This is a genomic window from Caballeronia sp. Lep1P3 (assembly GCF_022879595.1).
Taxonomy (GTDB): domain Bacteria; phylum Pseudomonadota; class Gammaproteobacteria; order Burkholderiales; family Burkholderiaceae; genus Caballeronia.
Genome location: NZ_CP084268.1, coordinates 194,723 through 211,837, shown reverse-complemented (window position 1 = coordinate 211,837; position 17,115 = coordinate 194,723). Strand labels below are relative to the sequence as shown.

Annotated in this window: 14 protein-coding genes and 1 pseudogene; 7 read left to right on the top strand and 8 right to left on the bottom strand. The window is 62.6% G+C overall.

Annotated features, from left to right (window positions below):
- The first annotated feature begins 19 nt into the window (after positions 1–19).
- Positions 20–925 carry a LysR substrate-binding domain-containing protein gene (locus LDZ27_RS25245; protein WP_244818422.1) on the top strand — a complete coding sequence of 302 codons (906 nt, stop codon included), beginning with the start codon at positions 20–22 and terminating at the stop codon, positions 923–925.
- 8 nt (positions 926–933) lie between these two features.
- Here LDZ27_RS25245 and LDZ27_RS25240 read toward each other — a convergent pair whose 3' ends face one another.
- The 6 genes from LDZ27_RS25240 to LDZ27_RS25215 all read right to left on the bottom strand — a co-directional run bounded on the left by LDZ27_RS25240 (position 934) and on the right by LDZ27_RS25215 (position 7,583).
- On the bottom strand, positions 934–1,761 hold the full coding sequence (locus tag LDZ27_RS25240; RefSeq protein ID WP_244818421.1) for an ABC transporter permease: 828 nt from the start codon (positions 1,759–1,761) through the stop codon (positions 934–936).
- A 25-nt stretch (positions 1,762–1,786) separates the two neighbouring features.
- On the bottom strand, positions 1,787–3,040 hold the full coding sequence (locus LDZ27_RS25235) for an ABC transporter permease (protein WP_244818420.1): 1,254 nt from the start codon (positions 3,038–3,040) through the stop codon (positions 1,787–1,789).
- Positions 3,041–3,064: 24 nt separating this feature from the next.
- Entirely contained in the window at positions 3,065–4,129 is a 1,065-nt protein-coding gene (locus tag LDZ27_RS25230) for an ABC transporter substrate-binding protein (RefSeq protein WP_244818419.1), read from the bottom strand.
- A gap of 1 nt (position 4,130) precedes the next feature.
- Positions 4,131–5,312 carry an ABC transporter ATP-binding protein gene (locus LDZ27_RS25225; RefSeq protein WP_244818418.1) on the bottom strand — a complete coding sequence of 394 codons (1,182 nt, stop codon included), beginning with the start codon at positions 5,310–5,312 and terminating at the stop codon, positions 4,131–4,133.
- 20 nt (positions 5,313–5,332) lie between these two features.
- Positions 5,333–6,481: a Rieske 2Fe-2S domain-containing protein gene (locus LDZ27_RS25220; protein ID WP_244818417.1), complete on the bottom strand. Its 1,149-nt coding sequence runs from the start codon at positions 6,479–6,481 to the stop codon at positions 5,333–5,335.
- A gap of 175 nt (positions 6,482–6,656) precedes the next feature.
- Complete coding sequence (locus tag LDZ27_RS25215; RefSeq protein ID WP_244818416.1) at positions 6,657–7,583, bottom strand: LysR family transcriptional regulator; 927 nt, start codon at positions 7,581–7,583, stop codon at positions 6,657–6,659.
- Between the two features lie 198 nt (positions 7,584–7,781).
- Between LDZ27_RS25215 and LDZ27_RS25210 the strand changes: the two are divergent.
- From LDZ27_RS25210 to argE, 4 genes and pseudogenes are all read left to right on the top strand, one after another.
- Positions 7,782–9,133, top strand: a pseudogene (locus LDZ27_RS25210) (flavin-containing monooxygenase).
- Between the two features lie 51 nt (positions 9,134–9,184).
- Entirely contained in the window at positions 9,185–9,616 is a 432-nt protein-coding gene (locus LDZ27_RS25205; RefSeq protein ID WP_244818414.1) for a RidA family protein, read from the top strand.
- Between the two features lie 37 nt (positions 9,617–9,653).
- Positions 9,654–10,331, top strand: coding sequence for a DUF1028 domain-containing protein (locus LDZ27_RS25200; RefSeq protein WP_244818413.1), 678 nt, complete (start codon positions 9,654–9,656; stop codon positions 10,329–10,331).
- Positions 10,324–11,496 (top strand): acetylornithine deacetylase, encoded by a 1,173-nt coding sequence (argE, locus tag LDZ27_RS25195; RefSeq protein ID WP_244818412.1) that lies wholly within the window; start codon positions 10,324–10,326, stop codon positions 11,494–11,496. The genes LDZ27_RS25200 and argE overlap by 8 nt, the downstream gene beginning before the upstream one ends.
- Positions 11,497–11,502: 6 nt before the next feature.
- Here the strand turns inward: argE and LDZ27_RS25190 are convergent, their stop codons facing one another.
- A complete protein-coding gene (locus LDZ27_RS25190) occupies positions 11,503–12,924 on the bottom strand; it encodes a cytochrome-c peroxidase (protein WP_370653500.1) in 1,422 nt (473 codons plus the stop codon).
- An 89-nt stretch (positions 12,925–13,013) separates the two neighbouring features.
- Positions 13,014–14,843: a phospholipase C gene (locus LDZ27_RS25185; protein ID WP_244818411.1), complete on the bottom strand. Its 1,830-nt coding sequence runs from the start codon at positions 14,841–14,843 to the stop codon at positions 13,014–13,016.
- A gap of 349 nt (positions 14,844–15,192) precedes the next feature.
- Here LDZ27_RS25185 and LDZ27_RS25180 point away from each other — a divergent pair, with 349 nt between their 5' ends.
- The gene (locus LDZ27_RS25180) at positions 15,193–16,887 is read left to right on the top strand and encodes an FAD-dependent oxidoreductase (protein WP_244818410.1); all 1,695 of its coding nucleotides are present in this window, start codon (positions 15,193–15,195) and stop codon (positions 16,885–16,887) included.
- A gap of 6 nt (positions 16,888–16,893) precedes the next feature.
- Positions 16,894–17,106, top strand: coding sequence for a DUF2783 domain-containing protein (locus LDZ27_RS25175; RefSeq protein WP_244818409.1), 213 nt, complete (start codon positions 16,894–16,896; stop codon positions 17,104–17,106).
- Positions 17,107–17,115: the final 9 nt, after the last annotated feature.

Here is a 17,115-nt window from a genome sequence, read left to right as displayed (position 1 = left end):
TTTTCCAGGGAGCGCGGGCATGCCGGCACCGTTCACGCTGCGACAGCTCCGTTATTTCGTGGCGACTGTCGATCACGGAAGCGTCGCCGAAGCGTCGCGCAGGCTCTTCATTGCGCAGCCGTCGATTTCTGCCGCGATCAAGGCGCTCGAAGAGAGCTTCGGCGTGCAGTTGTTCATCAGAGGCCACGCGCAAGGCATATCGCTTACGCCTGCCGGCACGCGCTTTTATGAACGCGCTCAAGCGTTGTTGCGCAATGCCCGCGCATTCGAGCAGGAAACGCTGGCCGAAGCGGATGTATCGGCCGGACGCGTGGACATAGGCTGCTTCGAGACGTTTGCGCCGCTCTTTCTTCCCGCGCTGATTCGCGGGTTCAACGCGGTGTACCCGGGCATCGAGATACGCGTGCGCGACGGCGATCAGGACGAGCTGCTGCAAGGCCTTTTCGCAGGCCGTTTCGATCTCGTGATGGTCTATCCGCTGGGCCTCGATGCGAGCGTCGAAACGCACGTTCTCACGCGCCCGCAAAGCCCTTATGTGCTGTTGCCGGCATCGCATCGATTGGCGGGTCAAGCCAGAATCAGTCTCTTCGACGTGTATCAGGAACCGCTCATCCTGCTCGACGTTGCGCCGAGCCGTGACTACTTCGTCGATCTATTCAAACCATTCGGGCTGACGCCGCGCGTGACTTTCAGTTCGCCATCGCTCGAACTCGTGCGTGGCATGGTAGGGCAAGGCTTCGGCTACTCGATTCTCGTCACGCGGCCGCCTTCGTCGCTCACGTATGACGGCAACGAAGTGGTGTCGGTGGAAATCGCGGAGGACGTCGCGCGTTCGAGCCTCGTAGCGGCGTGGCTCAGGCGCAACCCGTTGACGACGCCCGCGCGACGCTTCGTCGACTATGCGGAAGAAGCGTTCCGCGCGTAGAACAACGCCTAGACGAGCGCCTGACTCGCCGCGGCTGCGCGCGCCCGCAGCCAGTTGATGCTCGCGAAGAGCAGCACGGCGAACACGATCAGCATCGTCGCGACGGCGAGAATCGATGGATCGATGGAATCGCGTATTCCGCTCCACATCTGCCGCGGCACGGTCTTCTGTTCCGGCCCGCCGATGAACAGAATGACGATCACTTCGTCGAACGAGGTTGCGAATGCGAACACGCTTCCGGTTGCAACCGCCGGCGTGATGAGCGGCAAGGTCACGCGCCTGAACCCGGTCCACGGCGATGCACCGAGACCGGACGCCGCACGCAGCAGGCTTTGATCGAACGAGAGCAGCGAAGCCGTCACGGTGATGACGACGAACGGCGTGCCGAGCGCCGCATGCGCGAGGACCACGCCCGGATACGAATTGACGAGGCCGAGCGGCGCGAAGATCAGATAGAAGCCCGCCGCGACCACGACGATAGGTACGATCATCGGTGAAATGATGATCGGCATGATGACCGAGCGCAGCGGAAACTGCGCACGCGAGAGCCCGAGCGCGGCGAGCGTGCCGAGACACGTTGCGATGATCGTGGACGCCGCGCCGATGCCGAGGCTGTTCACGAGTGCACGCTGCCAGTCGGGGCTCGTCAAGGCCTGTTGATACCAGCGCATCGAGAAGCCTTGCATGGGATACGAAAAGTAGGAACCCGAATTAAACGAAAGCGGGATGATCGCAAGAATAGGCGCGATCAGGAACAGCAGCACGAGCGCGGAATGCAGGCGCACCCAGCGCGCGGCGACGCGTTCCGTAAGCACCGTGTTGCGTTTGTCTTGCATGAACGTTTCCTCGATGCGCGCTGCATCAACCGAAGCGTAACCGGTCGATGCCGACGATGCGGTTGAACAGGAAATAGAACACGGCAGTGAAGATCACGAGATACGCGGAAAGCGCGCCCGCGAGTCCCCAGTTGAGCTGCGCGTTCGTTTGAATGGCGATGAGCTGGCTGATCATCTCGTCGCCCGCGCCGCCGAGCAGCGCCGGCGTGATGTAGTAGCCGAGCGCGAGCACGAAGACGAGAAAGCAGCCCGCGCCGACGCCGGGCAGCGTCTGCGGCATGTACACGCGCACGAACGCGATGAACGGATGCGCCCCGAGCGACTTCGCGGCGCGCACATAGACGGGCGGTACGCTCTTCATCACCGAATAGATGGCGAGGATCATGTACGGCAGAAGCACATGCGTCATGCCGATCAACACGCCGGTTCGATTGAAGATGAGCGGCAACGGATGCGTCGCGAGGCCGAGCCCCATCATGAGACTGTTGATGACGCCGCCCGGCTGCAACAGCACATACCACGCGGTCGTGCGAACGAGCAATGAAGTCCAGAACGGCACGATCACAAAGAGCATCAGGCGGTTGCTGCTTTTCGCGGGCAAGTTCGCCAGCAGCCACGCTACCGGATAGCCCAGCACGAGACACAGGAGCGTGACCGTCGCGCTGATCGAAATGGTGCGCGCGAACGCCTCGCGATAAACGGCCGCGTTAGATGGCACCGAAGCGATCGAGCCTTGCGGCGTGACTTGCGCATCGACGGCGGCGAGCAAATAGTCAGGCGTCGGCGATTGCGCCGCGCGCTTCAAAAGGCGCCATATTTCCGGCGAGCGCCAGCGCTCGTCGATCTCGATGAGCGCTGGCTTCCATGCGGGCGGCTTTTCATCGCGAACGCTGCGCGCGGTCTTCATCAGAAGACTGCGGAACTCGGGCTGCGCGAAGTTCAGACGTCGCGCCACGTTGCCGAGTTGCCCGCTGTCGCGCGCTTGCGCAAGTCCCGACGCAAGCAGCGCGAACGTATGCTCGTTCGGCAAGCCTTCGCCGTCCCATGCATCGAGCGCGCGCGAGAGGGCGGGCATGCTGTCCGGCACTTCGTGGTTCTGCACGCTGCGTGCGAGTAGCAACGCGATCGGTGCGATGAACGTGGACAACAGAAACACGAGCAACGGCAGCGCGAGCAAGAGCGCGCGAAGCGCCGCGCGATGCTGTGCCTTGCGGTAGCTTTCGCGGCCTTCGGCTCTCGTCGGAGAGCCGGCGGCTGCAGCGTGGGCCGATACGGTCATGTCGAACTCTCGTCGCGCGCTGGCTTATTGCGTGAGCCAGACCTGGAAGCGCTTGTTGATGGCGTCCGCATTGTCGGCCCAGAACGTTGCATTGACTTGCAGCGCGCGCTTGAAGTTGTCCGGTGCGGTCGGCAGATCGGCGAGACGCTGTTTGTCGACGAGCGGGATCGCATCCTTGCGCGGCGGCGCATACGCGATGTACTTCGACAAGTCAGCCGACGCCTTCGGCTGCGACGAAGCGACGATGAACTTCGCAGCCGTATCCGCGTGCTTCGCGCCGGTCGGAATGCCCCACCATTCGAAGTCGTAGAGCTGGCCGTCCCACACTGCCTTGAAGGGCTTGTGGTCGCGCTTGACCGCGTCGTCGATGCGGCCGTTATAGGCCTGCACCATGACCACGGCGCCATCCGCGAGAAGTTGCGGCGCCTGTGCGCCGGACTCCCACCACACGATGTTCTTCTTGATCGTGTCGAGCTTCTTGAATGCGCGGTCTACGCCGGCCGGCGTGCCGAGCACCTTGTACACGTCCTTCGGATCGACGCCGTCCGCAATCAGCGCCCACTCCATCGCCACCTTGGGCGACTTGCGCAGGCCGCGCTTGCCGGGGAATTTCTGCAAGTCGAAGAAGTCGTTGACGGTCGTGGGCGCGGTCTTGAGCTTGCTCGTGTCATATGCATAGACGGTGGACCACACCATGCTCGCGACCGCGCAATCGCTGATCGAACCGGGAATGAAGTCGCTCGTCTTGCCGAGCGAAGCCTTGTCGAACTTCTTGAGTAGGCCTTCGTCGCAGCCTGTGATTGCATCGTTGCTTTCGAGGTCGATCAGGTCCCATGTGGTGTTCTTCGCCTGCTCCATCGCGGAGAGCTTAGCCAGGCCGCCGTCATACGATTCGGTCGAGAACGTCACGCCCGTTGCCTGCGTGAAGGGATCGAACCAGGCCTTCTTCGCAGCGGCTTCGAACGCGCCGCCGAATGTCACGACGTTGAGCGTTTCCGCTGCGTGAGCAGTCGCCGCGCCGAAAGTGGAAGCGGCGACTACGGCGACTGCGGCGAGTGCGGCGCATTGTGCTTTGAGTTGATTGCGCATGTCAGTTGGCTCCTGCGGGTGCGGTCTTGATGATGGATGGTGAAGGCGCGGTGGGGGATTGAATGGCGGGCGCGCTGCGTGGCGCGGCTGCCGCGAGAATCTTGCAGTCGTCGTGACGCCATGCCACTTCGATGTGATCGCCCGCACGCGGCAGTGCATGACGCTGCGTGTTGGGCACTTTCACGACCATCGAATCGCGGGAGCCGAGCGTCAGATGCACGCGATGATGGTCGCCGCAATACACCAGTTCCTCGACGCGCGCGCGCACCACGTTGCTGTGCCCGTCCGCGCGCGCGCTTTCGGCGCCCGGGATATGCGCGCGTTCGGGACGCAGCGCGAGCATGGCTTCGTCGCCGGGAAGAAGGCCGCTTTCGCAGCGTCCGCGAATCATGTTGCCGTCCGATAACGCGAGCGTTGCCCACCGTTGATCCACGTTGACGACGCGCCCCATCAGACCGTTGTTCTCGCCGACGAAGTTCGCGACGAATGCGTTGTGCGCGTTCTCATACAACTCGGTGGGCGTCGCGGCCTGCTGAATGCGGCCATCGGAAAACACGGCGACGCGATCGGACATCGTGAGCGCTTCGGCCTGATCGTGCGTGACATAAACGATCGTCAGCGACAACTCGCGATGCAGCCGCATGATTTCGTATTGCATCGTTTCGCGCAGCCGCTTGTCGAGCGCGCCGAGCGGTTCGTCCATCAACACGACGCTCGGCTCGAATACGAGCGCGCGCGCGAGCGCCACGCGCTGCTGCTGTCCGCCGGACAATTGCGCCGGACGGCGGTTCCCGAGATGCGGCAACTCGATCATCTCGAGCGCGCGCTTCACGCGCGTCTTTTGCTCCGCGCGGCTCACACGCCGCACCGAAAGCGGAAAGGCGACGTTCTCGGCAATCGTCAGATGCGGGAACAGCGCGTAGTTCTGGAACACCATTCCGATGTCGCGCTGATGCGGCGGCTTGTCGTCGAGCCGTTTGCCGTCGAGTCGAATCTCGCCATGCGTGGGCGACTCGAAACCCGCGAGCATCATGAGCGTCGTCGTCTTGCCCGATCCCGATGGCCCGAGCAGCGACAGGAATTCTCCCTTGCGCACGTCGAGGTTCAGATCGTCGACGACATAGTGCGCGCCGTCATACGATTTGCTCACGCCCGAGAACGAAATGAAGGAAGGGGTCGACATCGTCATTGAGTCCTGTCTGTTCAGTGCTGCGCGAGCCTTGACGCGATATAGCGCGCGAAGTCGTAATTCGGCCGTTCGAGATGACTCAGATGGCCCGGCTTCGCAAGCGGCGCATGCACACCGCGAAAGACCGCCTGCACGCCGCGCCGGTCTTCCGCATTTACTTCGTCGAGCAACTTCTTGAGCGTCGCCATATGCGCGTTTGCTTGCGGGTCCGCGACGAATTCCGGCGCAAGTCCGCCGCCGAAACCAATATGCACTTGTCCCACGCCTTGCGGCTGCAGCACCAGATACCAGAAATAACCCGGCGTGAGCGTGACGAGATGCGTCGGATAGATCGCGAGCAAGGCCGTGGTCTTGCGCCAGTGTCCAGAGAGGCGCGTGTTGTCGGGATGCGCGTTGCCGATGGGCAGGCTCGCTTCCTTGGTGATCCAGTGATAGTTGAACGCCGCGCGACCCGGCGGGCATTCCATGTCCTCCAGCTTCGAATGCGGGCCGACAGTCGCGCGATGAAGCATCGGCAGGTGATAGCTCTCCATGAAGTTTTCGGCGAGGATCTTCCAGTTGGTGTCCCACACATGCTCTTCATAGAAAGTTTCGATGTAGTCCGCCATGCCGTATGCGCCGATGAGTTCGCTCAATTCCGCGAGCTTCGTCGCGACAGGCGCCGCGTTTTCATCGAGCGTCACATAGATCCAGCCTTGCCATTGTTCGCAGCGGATCGCGGGCAGCCGATAGCTCTCCTTGCAGAAGCCTTCTTGCCGGTCCATTAAAGGCGCGCCCTTTAGCGCGCCATCGAGTGAATAATTCCATGCGTGATACGGACACACGATGCGCCGCACGTTACCGCGTCCTTCCAGCAGCACCGACATGCGATGCAGGCACACGTTGGACATCGCCTTGATCTGCATTGCTTCGTCGCGCAACACGACGATCGGCTGATCGCCTATGCGGGCGGTCAGATAATCGCCCGGCGCCTTAAGCGCGCTTGCGCGGCCCACGCATTGCCATTCGCGCGCAAAGATGTCGCGCTCTTCGAGCGCCAGAAATTCAGGCGACGTATAGACACCCGGCGGCATGGCGCGCGCTTCGCTGAATGACCGTTCGCAACCGGTCCGCAGTTCGTCGACGAGCGCCTGTACGCGCGTTTTCGTCACCGGGTTATCCATGAAGTCCTCCTGCCTCGATTTCTTCGATGAGCGCGCCGCACAAGGCTTTCATCTCTCTCGCGAGCGGCCCGCTGGAGCATGGACATCAATCTATCAAGCCAAATTGCCAGCCAAAATATTGTTTTCGGATACAGCGCAAAGGTTTTGACTATGCAGCGCGCGTTGCATGCGCGACTCATGACTGCAAGTGCAGGCGCCGGATATAGTTCTCGCAGAACGACGCGAAACGATGGACGACCTGACGCGGCTTCATGGTCCGCGATTGCGCGATGCCGAGCATCGTCGCGTTGACGTTGTCCTTGAAACGTTTAATCACGAACTCTTCGCCGTCCACGGTGCGATTCGATTTGAGCGGGAAATTGAGCAGGCTGTAGCCGAGACCGTTGGCCACCATGCCGCGCACGACTTCGGGCTGCGAGGACCGAAACGCGGGCACCGGGCGGCTGCCGACAGCGTCGAAGAGAGCAGCGAAATACTCGCGGCTATGCGGCAAGTCGAGCATCACATAAGGCTCGGGCAAGAGATCGGCGAGCGAGACCTTGCGTGCGCGGGCAAGGCGATGCGTCCTTGGCAAGATCGCATAGGGCGGCAAGGAAAGCAGCGGCGTGAAGGCAATGTCTTCGCTAAGGTCCAGGCTATATGTGAGCGCGATATCGAGCGAGCCGTCGTGCAAGCCTCTCAGGAGCGCATCTTGATGCGCCTCCACCGTGCGAAAGGAGATGCCTGCGTGCTCGTCCGTGAAACGGCTGATGAGGCCCGGCATGAGCGGCGGCGCAAGCGAAACCAGACAGCCGAGCGCGATGCTGCCCGTCATGCCGCCATCCATTTCCTTGGCGGCCATCTGCAATTCTTCTGCAATCTTCAGCAGATTGCGCGCCTGGCCAAGAAGGTCGCGTCCCGCTTGCGTCAGGGACAGCCCGCTTGCGTGATGACGTATGAAAAGCTGCACGCCGAACGACACTTCGAGCTCCGCAAGCGCGGTGGAAATGGACGGCTGCGATATATGCAGACGCTTGGCCGCCGCCGTGAAGGACAAGGCTTCGGCAGTGACGACGAAGTAGCGCAACTGACGCAGCGAATAGCGCAAAGGATGGCTTTCCATCGACATGACTCCGGCTTTTTCTTCTCCCTCATTTCGTGCATTGTGCGGCGATCAAAAAACGCTGCATAGCCAAATCCGATGCTAGTCATTTTTTAAATATATTTTTCGGATTCGACGTCGGCGCGTAGATTGCGACGGATACGAAGATGCGAAGGCTCAAAGGCATCGCATTCATCCGCTTTCCCGAAGGACACAGTCATGACAGTGGAAACGACGTCAATCGATACCCTCGTGGTCGGTGCGGGACAGGCCGGTGTCGCCATGAGCGAACACCTCACCCGCGCGGGCGTGCCGCATCTCGTGCTGGAGCGTGCGCGTATCGCGGAACGCTGGCGCACAGGGCGGTGGGATTCACTCGTCGCCAACGGTCCAGCCTGGCATGATCGATTTCCGAATCAGGAGTTCGCGGATATCGACCCGAATGCGTTTGCCGGCAAGGAGCAGGTCGCGGATTATTTCGTCGCTTATGCGAGTAAATTCGATGCGCCCATTCGCACGGGCGTGGAAGTCACGAAGGTCGCGCGCAACGTGGGCCGCCCCGGATTCACGGTCGAGACATCGGAGGGCGTGATCGAGGCGAATCGCGTCGTCGTTGCAACGGGACCGTTCCAGCGTCCGCTCATTCCACGCATCGCGCCAGACGATGCGCGGCTTACGCAAATTCATTCCGCCGACTATCGCAATCCGCAGCAATTGCCCGAGGGCGCCGTTTTGGTGGTGGGCGCGGGCTCGTCGGGTGTGCAGATAGCCGATGAATTGCAGCGCGCGGGGCGGCAAGTGTATTTGTCAGTCGGGCCGCATGACCGTCCGCCGCGCGCGTATCGCGGACGCGATTTCTGCTGGTGGCTCGGCGTGCTCGGCGAGTGGGATGCGGAAGTCATGCGGCCCGGCAAAGAGCACGTCACGATTGCCGTGAGCGGCGCGCGAGGCGGGCATACCGTGGACTTCAGGCGTCTTGCGCATCAGGGCGTGACGCTCGTTGGGCTGACGAAATCGTTCGACGATGGCGTGGCCACGTTCCAACCCGATCTGGCGGAAAACATCGCGCGCGGTGACGAAAACTACTTGTCGCTGCTCGATGCCGCCGACGCGTATGCGGCACGCAATGGCCTCGTGCTTCCGGACGAACCGGAGGCGCGCATCATTCCGCCCGATCCGGATTGCATGACACATCCGATTCTCGAACTGAATCTCGCAAGCGCGAACGTGACGTCGATCATCTGGGCGACGGGATACGCAGTGGACTTCCGCTGGCTTCAAGTGGACGCGTTCGACGAGACGGGCAAGCCGAAGCATCAGCGAGGTGTATCGAAGGAACCGGGCGTTTATTTTCTCGGCTTGCCGTGGCTCTCGCGCCGTGGCTCCGCGTTCATCTGGGGCGTGTGGCACGACGCCAAGCACATTGCCGATCACATCGTCACGCAGCGCAAGTATCTTGCTTACTACGACACGCCGCGGCGCGATGCCGAAAAGGTCATCGCACAGAGAGCGTGCAAGGCGCTCAAGGCCAATCGCGCGTGCACAAGGCAAGCGAAATGGGCGTGAGTTAATAAGGCATCGGCTAAAGAAGTCATTCATACATTCAGGCATCGAGGCGTTAAATGAGCGAACCTACGCACACCCGCATCCGCATGTTCAATACGAAGGATACGTACCCGAACCAGACGCTCGACAACGATCTCTGCCAAGCCGTGCGCGCCGGCAACACGGTCTATGTGCGCGGTCAGATCGGTACTGACTTCGAGGGCAATTTAATCGGACTCGGCGATCCGCGCGCGCAGGCGGAGCAGGCGATGAAAAACGTCAAGCAGTTGCTCGATGAAGCGGGCAGCGATCTCTCGCATATCGTGAAGACGACGACGTATCTGACGGACGTGCGCTTTCGCGAGCCGGTGTATCGTGAAGTCGGCAAATGGCTCAAGGGCGTCTATCCCATCTCGACGGGACTGACCGTGGTCGCCCTCGGTCAACCGGAATGGCTGATGGAAATCGATGTCATCGCGGTGATTCCCGAGGGCTGGACCGCGCCTTGATCCTGATCCTTCAACTTCGAACGCTCACGGAGGACGCATGACCTTTTCAATCGTCGGACGTTGCGAGAAGACCGGGCAACTCGGCATCGCCATTAGTTCGTCGAGCATCGCGGTGGGCGCGCGGTGTCCGTGGCTGCGCGCGGGCGTCGGCGCCGTCGCGACGCAAAACGTCACGCTGCCCGCGCTCGGACCGCGTATTCTGGACCATATGGAGAACGAACGAAGCGATGCATCGACCGCGCTCGATCACGCGCTTCGCACCGACGAATGGAACGCGTATCGGCAAGTCACGGTGATCGATGCGCAAGGGCGCACTGCGTTCTTCACAGGCAACGAGGCGCTCGGAACGCATCATGCAACAGCGGGCGTTCAATGCGTGGCGGCGGGCAACATGCTGACGAGCATCGAGGTGATCGAAGCCATGCCGCGTGCGTTCGAAGAGACATCGGGCGCGCTTGCCGATCGCCTGCTTGCGGCCATGCGCGCTGCAATGGCGAAGGGCGGCGAAGCGGGGCCGGTGCATTCGGCGGCGCTCAGGATCGTGAGCGACTTAGTCTGGCCCATCGTCGATCTGCGCGTCGACTGGGCCGATGACGATCCTGTCGGCAAGCTCGAAGAACTGTGGCATGCGTATCGGCCGCAGATGCAGGACTATGTGACGCGCGCGCTGAATCCGACCGCCGCGCCGAGCTATGGCGTGCCGGGAGATGAGTGACATGTCGAGCCGTGCGTTGCTCGAAGCGCTGATCCGTTTCGCGACTGTCAGCCGCGACTCGAATCTCGACATGATCGCGTTCATTCGCGATTACCTCGCGCAATACGGCGTAGAAAGCGAACTCTTCTACAACGACGAGCGCACCAAGGCCAATCTCTTCGCGACCATCGGTCCGCGCGATCGCGGCGGTATCGTGCTTTCCGGTCATACGGATGTCGTGCCGGTGGACGGGCAGGCGTGGACGGTCGAACCGTTTCGCCTCTCCGAACGCGAAGGCCGCCTCTACGGGCGCGGCACGGCCGATATGAAGGGCTTTATCGCGTCGGTGCTCGCGGCGGTGCCGCAGTTCGTCGCGCGCGAGTTGAAGCTGCCGGTGCATCTTGCGTTTTCTTATGACGAGGAAGTCGGCTGTCTCGGCGTTCGTCCGATGCTCGCCGAACTCGAAAAGCGCCCGCATAAGCCGGTGCTCTGCATCATCGGGGAGCCGACGGAACTCAAGCCCGTGCTGGGTCACAAGGGCAAGCTCGCGATGCGTTGTCACGTGAAGGGCGCGCCTTGCCATTCCGCTTATGCACCGTATGGCGTGAACGCCATTCAATACGCGGCGCGTCTCGTCACGCGGCTCGAGACGATCGGCGAGCAGCTCGCGCAGCCGCAGCATCACGACGCGCGCTTCGATCCGCCTTATTCGACGGTGCAGACAGGCATGATAAAAGGCGGCCGCGCGCTCAACATCGTGCCGGAGCAATGTGAGTTCGACTTCGAAGTGCGCGCGCTGCCGGGCTTCGACGCGCACACCGTCGCCGACGCTCTGCGGACTTACGCCGAAGCGGAACTGCTGCCGAAGATGCGCGCGGTGCAGCGCGAGACCGATATCCGCCTGCAAGCGCTCTCTGCGTATCCGGGCCTCGTCACGCCGCCGGAAAGCGAAGCGGCGCGGCTTCTTGCAGGGCTTTGCGGCTCGAGCGACTTCGGCACGGTCGCCTTTGGCAGCGAAGGCGGCCTGTTTGATCAGGCGGGCATTCCCGCCGTTGTGTGCGGTCCGGGAAGCATGGATCAGGGACACAAGCCCGATGAGTTCGTGAGCGTCGAACAACTCCATGCGTGCGATGCGATGCTCGCGCGGCTTGCCGGCCATCTCGCGACGGCCGGCCTGTTTCAATAGCGCGCGTCAGGGCTTGTATCCGTCCGTCAGCGTGTTCAGGAACGCGATGATGTCCTTGATTTCGTCGTCGGTCATGGCGGGCGTGTCGCCCGGCTTGCGATTGAGCGGCGCGTCGGCGACATCGATGTTCGCGTGATACTTCGCCGGCAGATCGTCGTATTGCATCGGCTTGCCCGATGCATCGTGCGGATAAATCTTCTCCGGATTCGTGCCGCGCAGGTTATAGAAGTCTATTACCTGCTTCAGGTCGCGATATACGCCGTTATGAAAGAACGTGTGGCGCGTCGCGACGTTGCGCAGCGTCGGCGTAAGGAACATGCCGCAGTATTGCGTCAGTGTGGCCGCATCGGTGCGGAAGGGACCGCATACGCCCATGTCATAAAAGTTGGGATTCCTGTTGATCGGAAGATTGCGATTGCGCGGCACGCCCAGCGCTTCGTATTGCGTGTCCGTGAAAAGCGGCGGCAGACGGTCGGCGCTCGGCTTGCTCAAATGACAACCTGCGCAGTTCGCCTTGTCGGGATCGTTGAAGAGGCGCAGGCCGTGCAACTCGGCCTGCGTGAGACGCGCCTTGCCTTGCAGCCAGTAATCGTATTTGCTCGTGAAGCGATGAAACGATGGGTCTTCGAATTGATAACGTCCGACCGCGAACATCGCTTCATCGACGAGAAGGTCGGGCTGGCTCACGATCCTGTCGCCGAAAAGCTGCTTGAACTGGTCGAGGTACGTCGCGTTCAGGAGCTTCTGCACGACTTCGCCGGTATTCGCATTCGCCATTTCAACCGGGTTCAACATCGGAACGATGGCCTGATCCTGAAGCGTGCTCGCGCGGCCATCCCAGAAGAGCCCGCCTTGCGGAACGAGCGCCGGGGCCGCGGGCGCGGCGCCCGCTGTCTTCACCGCGCGCTGCGTGCCGCTCGCGGCCGTCGCGAGTTGATCGAGCGTGACGGGTGCGGCGTCCATGTCGTTCTGATCGGGACCGATGGAAAACGGCGCCTGCCGATATAAGTAAGCGAGCGACGGCGGTGGCCGGTAGCCCACGTCCGTCAGATGCGGGCCGCCGAGTTGCACCGATAGATCGTTGGGCGGCCCATACGCGTGCTCGGGGCTATGACACGAGGCACACGACTGCTTGCCGGACGCCGACAGCGACCGGTCATTGAATATCTGCTTGCCGAGAAGCGCGACGGCGCTCAACGGCTGGCTCGGCGGGACATGCAGCGCGACCGGTTGCGGATTCGCGCCGGTGAGCGCTTCGACGATCTCGCCGACTGCAAGCGGCACTTGCTCGGGATGGATGGCCGCGTAAGCGACGAAGGCCGCGCAGCCCGCGGCGGCGACGGTCATCGCCCAGACGATCGTATGTGCGAGCGGACGCTTGCGCGTCGAGGGAAGCGTCGGGGGCAATACGGAGTGAGTCGAACTCATGACGACGGTGGCAGCCCAGATGAAGTGAAACGAAGCCGCGCCAGCCTGTTGCAGCGCTGGCGCGGCCTTTTTGCGGCTCAACCCGGCGATCAGTCCGCGGCCGGCGCGGCAGCGAGCTTCGTGCCGAGGTTCGGATCGAGGAACACGGTGGGCGTGGCGCCCGTGCCGGCCAGGTTCAGCATGCTGCGGATGTCGCCCGCCGATGCGTCGAACGAACCGCCGCCGAGACGCTTGCCGCCGAGCCAGTTGTCCTCGATGAACTTCACCACCGACGCCTGCGTGATCTGCGTGTGATCCACGAAGTTCGTCTTGGCCCACGGCGATACCACGATGAACGGCGTGCGCGTGCCCGGACCGCAGCGGCCGTTGACCGCGCCGCCGTTGATGCCGACCGGCTGCGTCGCGCCCGAGGCCGTGCACTGGCCGGGACCGGACAACTGGTCCGCGCCCGTGAACGTCGCGTTGCCGACCTTCGTCAGCAGCGTCGTATCGAACGACGAGTTCTTGATGGTCGGCGCGACGTGGTCGTACCAGCCGTCCGAATCATCGTAGGCAATCACGACGAGCGTGTTCTTCCAGTCAGGCTGCTGCTGCAGGAAGTTCGTGACCTTCACGACGAACGCCTGTTCGTCGAGCGGGTCCGAGTTGCCCGGATGACCGTCGCCGACTGCGGGCGCCTTCAGGAAGCTCACCGACGGATAGTTGCCCGCCTTCACAGCCGCGAAGAAGTCGTCCACATCGTATTGGTGATGAACCGGCGTGGCGGTGCTGTCGAGCGCGGATTCCGTATAGCCGATGGTCGCGACCGATGTCGGGCGCTGGTGCGTCGGGTTGGCCGTCGACGCGTAATACTGGAACCATGCGTGATGCTGCACGTAGTCGGTCGGCGCGCTGCCGAGCACATCCGACCACGTCGATCGCGCGCAGCCGGTCGTGCCGTTTGCGTTGACGGTCTGCAGATTGAAGCCGCCCATGAAGCCGCCCCACGTGATGTTCGACGCGTTCAGCAAGTCGCCGATGTTCTTGCCGTTCATCATCCCCGTCGGACCCGACGTGGCGGTCTGCGCGGCGGCGGTGCAGACGTCGGTGGTCGGGTCGAGGTCGCCGATCATCGAGAAGCCGCCCTGTCCGTCGGGGATCGCGTTGCTGCTCGTCGTCACCGCTGCGTTCTTCGGGTTCGGCGTCATGGTGACGCCCTGGTTCTGTCCCGAGATCACTTCGATGGCGCCCGGCGTCGACGGACCGAAGGTGTCGGTCCACGCGTTGTCGCTCATCGAGAAGTTCTGCGCGAGGTTCCAGTACGCGGTCACGGTATTGCCGTCGAAGTAGCCGAGCACTTGCGCCGACGATCCGAACTGGCCCGTGCTTCCCGCGACGATCGAGCTTGCCGACGTGAAGAGCGGGAACGCGTCCATTTTGAGGTTGTCGTCGGCGAGCTGTTCCGGCGCGTAGCTGTGGTTCTGGCTCTTCGTGTTCGCCTGCGAACGGTCGAGGCGGAACGGTTGCGCCGTGGTCGTCGTGAGCGCGCCGCCGAGCGCCGGCGGCGTGGTTGCCTGGCCGTTGACGCTCGCCGCGACGATGTTCGGCGACGTGGCCTGCGCGTTCGGGTTCGCGGCGCCGTTGAGACCAGCGGCAGCGAGCGTCGCGATGTCGGTTTGCGTGCCGGATGCGGGCGTGAAGGCCGGTTCGCCCGAAACGTTCTTCGCGTTCGGATAGGTCGCGAAGTAGTGATCGAACGAGACGTTCTCACCGAAGATCACGACGAGATGCTTGATCGGCGTTGCGGTTTGCAGCGCGTCTTGCGCGGAGACGGACGGCGTGCTTGAAGACGTCGGGTTGTCGTGGTCGCTGCCGCACGCGGCGATGGTCAACAGCGCCCCCACGGCTATCGCGGTGGGTAGGATCGTTTTGTACTTCATTGTCTGGGGGCTCCAGATTGGCGGGTTTAGCGCTCAGGAAGTCGACGTGCGCAGTGGCCAGAGTGTTGTGGATGGATGTGCAGGACACTTGAAGCACCGGCATTGAATCATCGGCATGTGGCAAAACGGGGAAGGGATTCATCGATTTGCCTTACTTTGGTTTTCAGTTTTATGGCGGAAACGTGACGGCATGGCGGGCTTGTAAGGCTGGTTATTGAATGCGGCTTGTGGTTCTTGCGCGGTTGATTAGCCATCCGAACTAATGTGCATTCGTTCCATAGAATCGGTCTAATTCATCTATAGCAAGGGAACTTGCTATGCGTAAATAGAAGCGGTCAGGAGACGCGGCATGGAGACGGACTACCGAACGCTGCGGTTCGACTATGTTCGAGCCGCCGAGCATGACGCGCCGACAGACGCGGTTCATCCGGTCGTCGTCGTGGGCGCCGGGCCGGTCGGCTTGTCGGCGGCGATCGACCTTGCGCAACAGGGCGTGAAAGTGGTTCTCGTCGATAATGACGACACGCTCGCGACCGGCTCGCGCGCCATTTGCTTCGCCAAGCGCACGCTCGAAATCTTCAATCGTCTCGGCTGCGGCGAGCGCATGGCGCAAAAGGGCGTGAGCTGGAACGTCGGCAAGGTCTTTCTTCAGGACGAACTCATCTACACGTTCAACCTGCTGCCGGAAGCCGGCCACGCGCGGCCCGCGTTCATCAATCTCCAGCAGTATTACGTCGAAGGCTTTCTCGCCGATCGCGCGATGCAACTCGACAACCTCCAGATGCGCTGGAAAAGCACGGTCGTCGGCTTGACGCAGCATGAGAGTCACGTCGAGTTGCAGATCGGGACGCCGGACGGCGCCTATTCGCTCTGCGCCCGATACGTCGTCGCCGCCGATGGCGCGCGCAGCGCCGTGCGCGGCACGCTGGGACTCGACAGCCGGGGCCGGACCTTCAAGGATCGTTTCCTCATCGCCGATGTGAGAATGAAGGCGTCGTTTCCGACCGAGCGCTGGTTCTGGTTCGATCCGCCGTTCCACCGCAATCAGTCGGTGCTATTGCATCGGCAGCCGGACAACGTGTGGCGCATCGACTTCCAGCTCGGCTGGGACGCCGACCCCGTCGCGGAGAGAGCGCCCGAGCGCGTGATTCCACGCGTGAAAGCGCTGCTTGGCGAGAGCGTCGAATTCGATCTGGAATGGGTGAGCGTCTATACGTTTTCGTGTCTGCGCATGGACGCGTTCCGGCATGGCCGCGTGCTATTCGCGGGCGATTGCGCGCATGGCGTGTCGCCGTTCGGGGCGCGCGGCGCGAACAGCGGCGTGCAGGATGCGGATAACCTCGCCTGGAAGCTGCGGCTCGTCGTGAACGGCGATGCGCCGCCTGCGTTGCTCGATACCTACGCGTCCGAGCGCGAACGTGCCGCCGACGAGAACATCCTCAACTCGACGCGCGCAACGGACTTCATCACGCCGAAGAGCGCGGTGTCGAGGCTTTTCCGCGACGCGGCGCTCCGGCTCGCGAAGGACTGCGCGTTCGCGCGGCGCATCGTCAATAGCGGGCGGCTGTCGGTGCCCGCGGTGTTATCGGACTCGCCGCTCAACACGCCCGACGATCCCGCCGACGCCTTCTCCTGCGCGATGGTGCCCGGTGCCGTCTGCACCGACGCGCCGGTCGCGGTCGATGGCATGCATGCATGGCTGCTCAATCTGACATCGGGCGGGGCGTTCACCGGCATCTACTTCTGCGGCGCGGATGAGGACATCGGCGAGACGGCGCAACGGTTGTTGACGCTCGCGCGTTTGCCGGTGCGCGTGCGGGCGCTGATCGTCGCGCCGCGCGGCATGAAAACGGGCGCGATGGAAGACGTGCAGATGGCGGAAGACAGCGAGGGCATCGTGGCCTCGCGTTTCGATGCGCGCCCCGGCACGTTCTATCTTCTGCGCCCCGATCAGCACGTATGCGCACGCTGGCGCGCACTCGATATCGCGGGCATTCGCGCGGCGGTGGATCGCGCGACCTGCAACGTCGCTCTCAATGGATGAACGGCCATGAGCCACCTGAATCTCGAACCGAACATCGCGGACATGGATGCGTTCTACGAGCGTCTCATCGCCACGCACGAAGGCCTGGCCGATGCCGACAGTCACATGCTCAACGCAAAGCTCGTGCTGCTGCTCGCGAACCACATCGGCGATACGGACGTGCTCGCGCAAGCCTTTGCTATCGCGCGCTCAGGGTCGACGGGCGCGGCGAACGCGTGAGCCGCTTGG

Coding starts and splice junctions, on each gene's coding strand:
- LDZ27_RS25245 (WP_244818422.1), top strand. CDS start 20: ATGCCGGCACCGTTCACGCTGCGACAGCTCCGTTATTTCGTGGCGACT.
- LDZ27_RS25240 (WP_244818421.1), bottom strand. CDS start 1,761: ATGCAAGACAAACGCAACACGGTGCTTACGGAACGCGTCGCCGCGCGC.
- LDZ27_RS25235 (WP_244818420.1), bottom strand. CDS start 3,040: ATGACCGTATCGGCCCACGCTGCAGCCGCCGGCTCTCCGACGAGAGCC.
- LDZ27_RS25230 (WP_244818419.1), bottom strand. CDS start 4,129: ATGCGCAATCAACTCAAAGCACAATGCGCCGCACTCGCCGCAGTCGCC.
- LDZ27_RS25225 (WP_244818418.1), bottom strand. CDS start 5,312: ATGTCGACCCCTTCCTTCATTTCGTTCTCGGGCGTGAGCAAATCGTAT.
- LDZ27_RS25220 (WP_244818417.1), bottom strand. CDS start 6,481: ATGGATAACCCGGTGACGAAAACGCGCGTACAGGCGCTCGTCGACGAA.
- LDZ27_RS25215 (WP_244818416.1), bottom strand. CDS start 7,583: ATGGAAAGCCATCCTTTGCGCTATTCGCTGCGTCAGTTGCGCTACTTC.
- LDZ27_RS25205 (WP_244818414.1), top strand. CDS start 9,185: ATGAGCGAACCTACGCACACCCGCATCCGCATGTTCAATACGAAGGAT.
- LDZ27_RS25200 (WP_244818413.1), top strand. CDS start 9,654: ATGACCTTTTCAATCGTCGGACGTTGCGAGAAGACCGGGCAACTCGGC.
- argE (WP_244818412.1), top strand. CDS start 10,324: ATGAGTGACATGTCGAGCCGTGCGTTGCTCGAAGCGCTGATCCGTTTC.
- LDZ27_RS25190 (WP_370653500.1), bottom strand. CDS start 12,924: ATGAGTTCGACTCACTCCGTATTGCCCCCGACGCTTCCCTCGACGCGC.
- LDZ27_RS25185 (WP_244818411.1), bottom strand. CDS start 14,843: ATGAAGTACAAAACGATCCTACCCACCGCGATAGCCGTGGGGGCGCTG.
- LDZ27_RS25180 (WP_244818410.1), top strand. CDS start 15,193: ATGGAGACGGACTACCGAACGCTGCGGTTCGACTATGTTCGAGCCGCC.
- LDZ27_RS25175 (WP_244818409.1), top strand. CDS start 16,894: ATGAGCCACCTGAATCTCGAACCGAACATCGCGGACATGGATGCGTTC.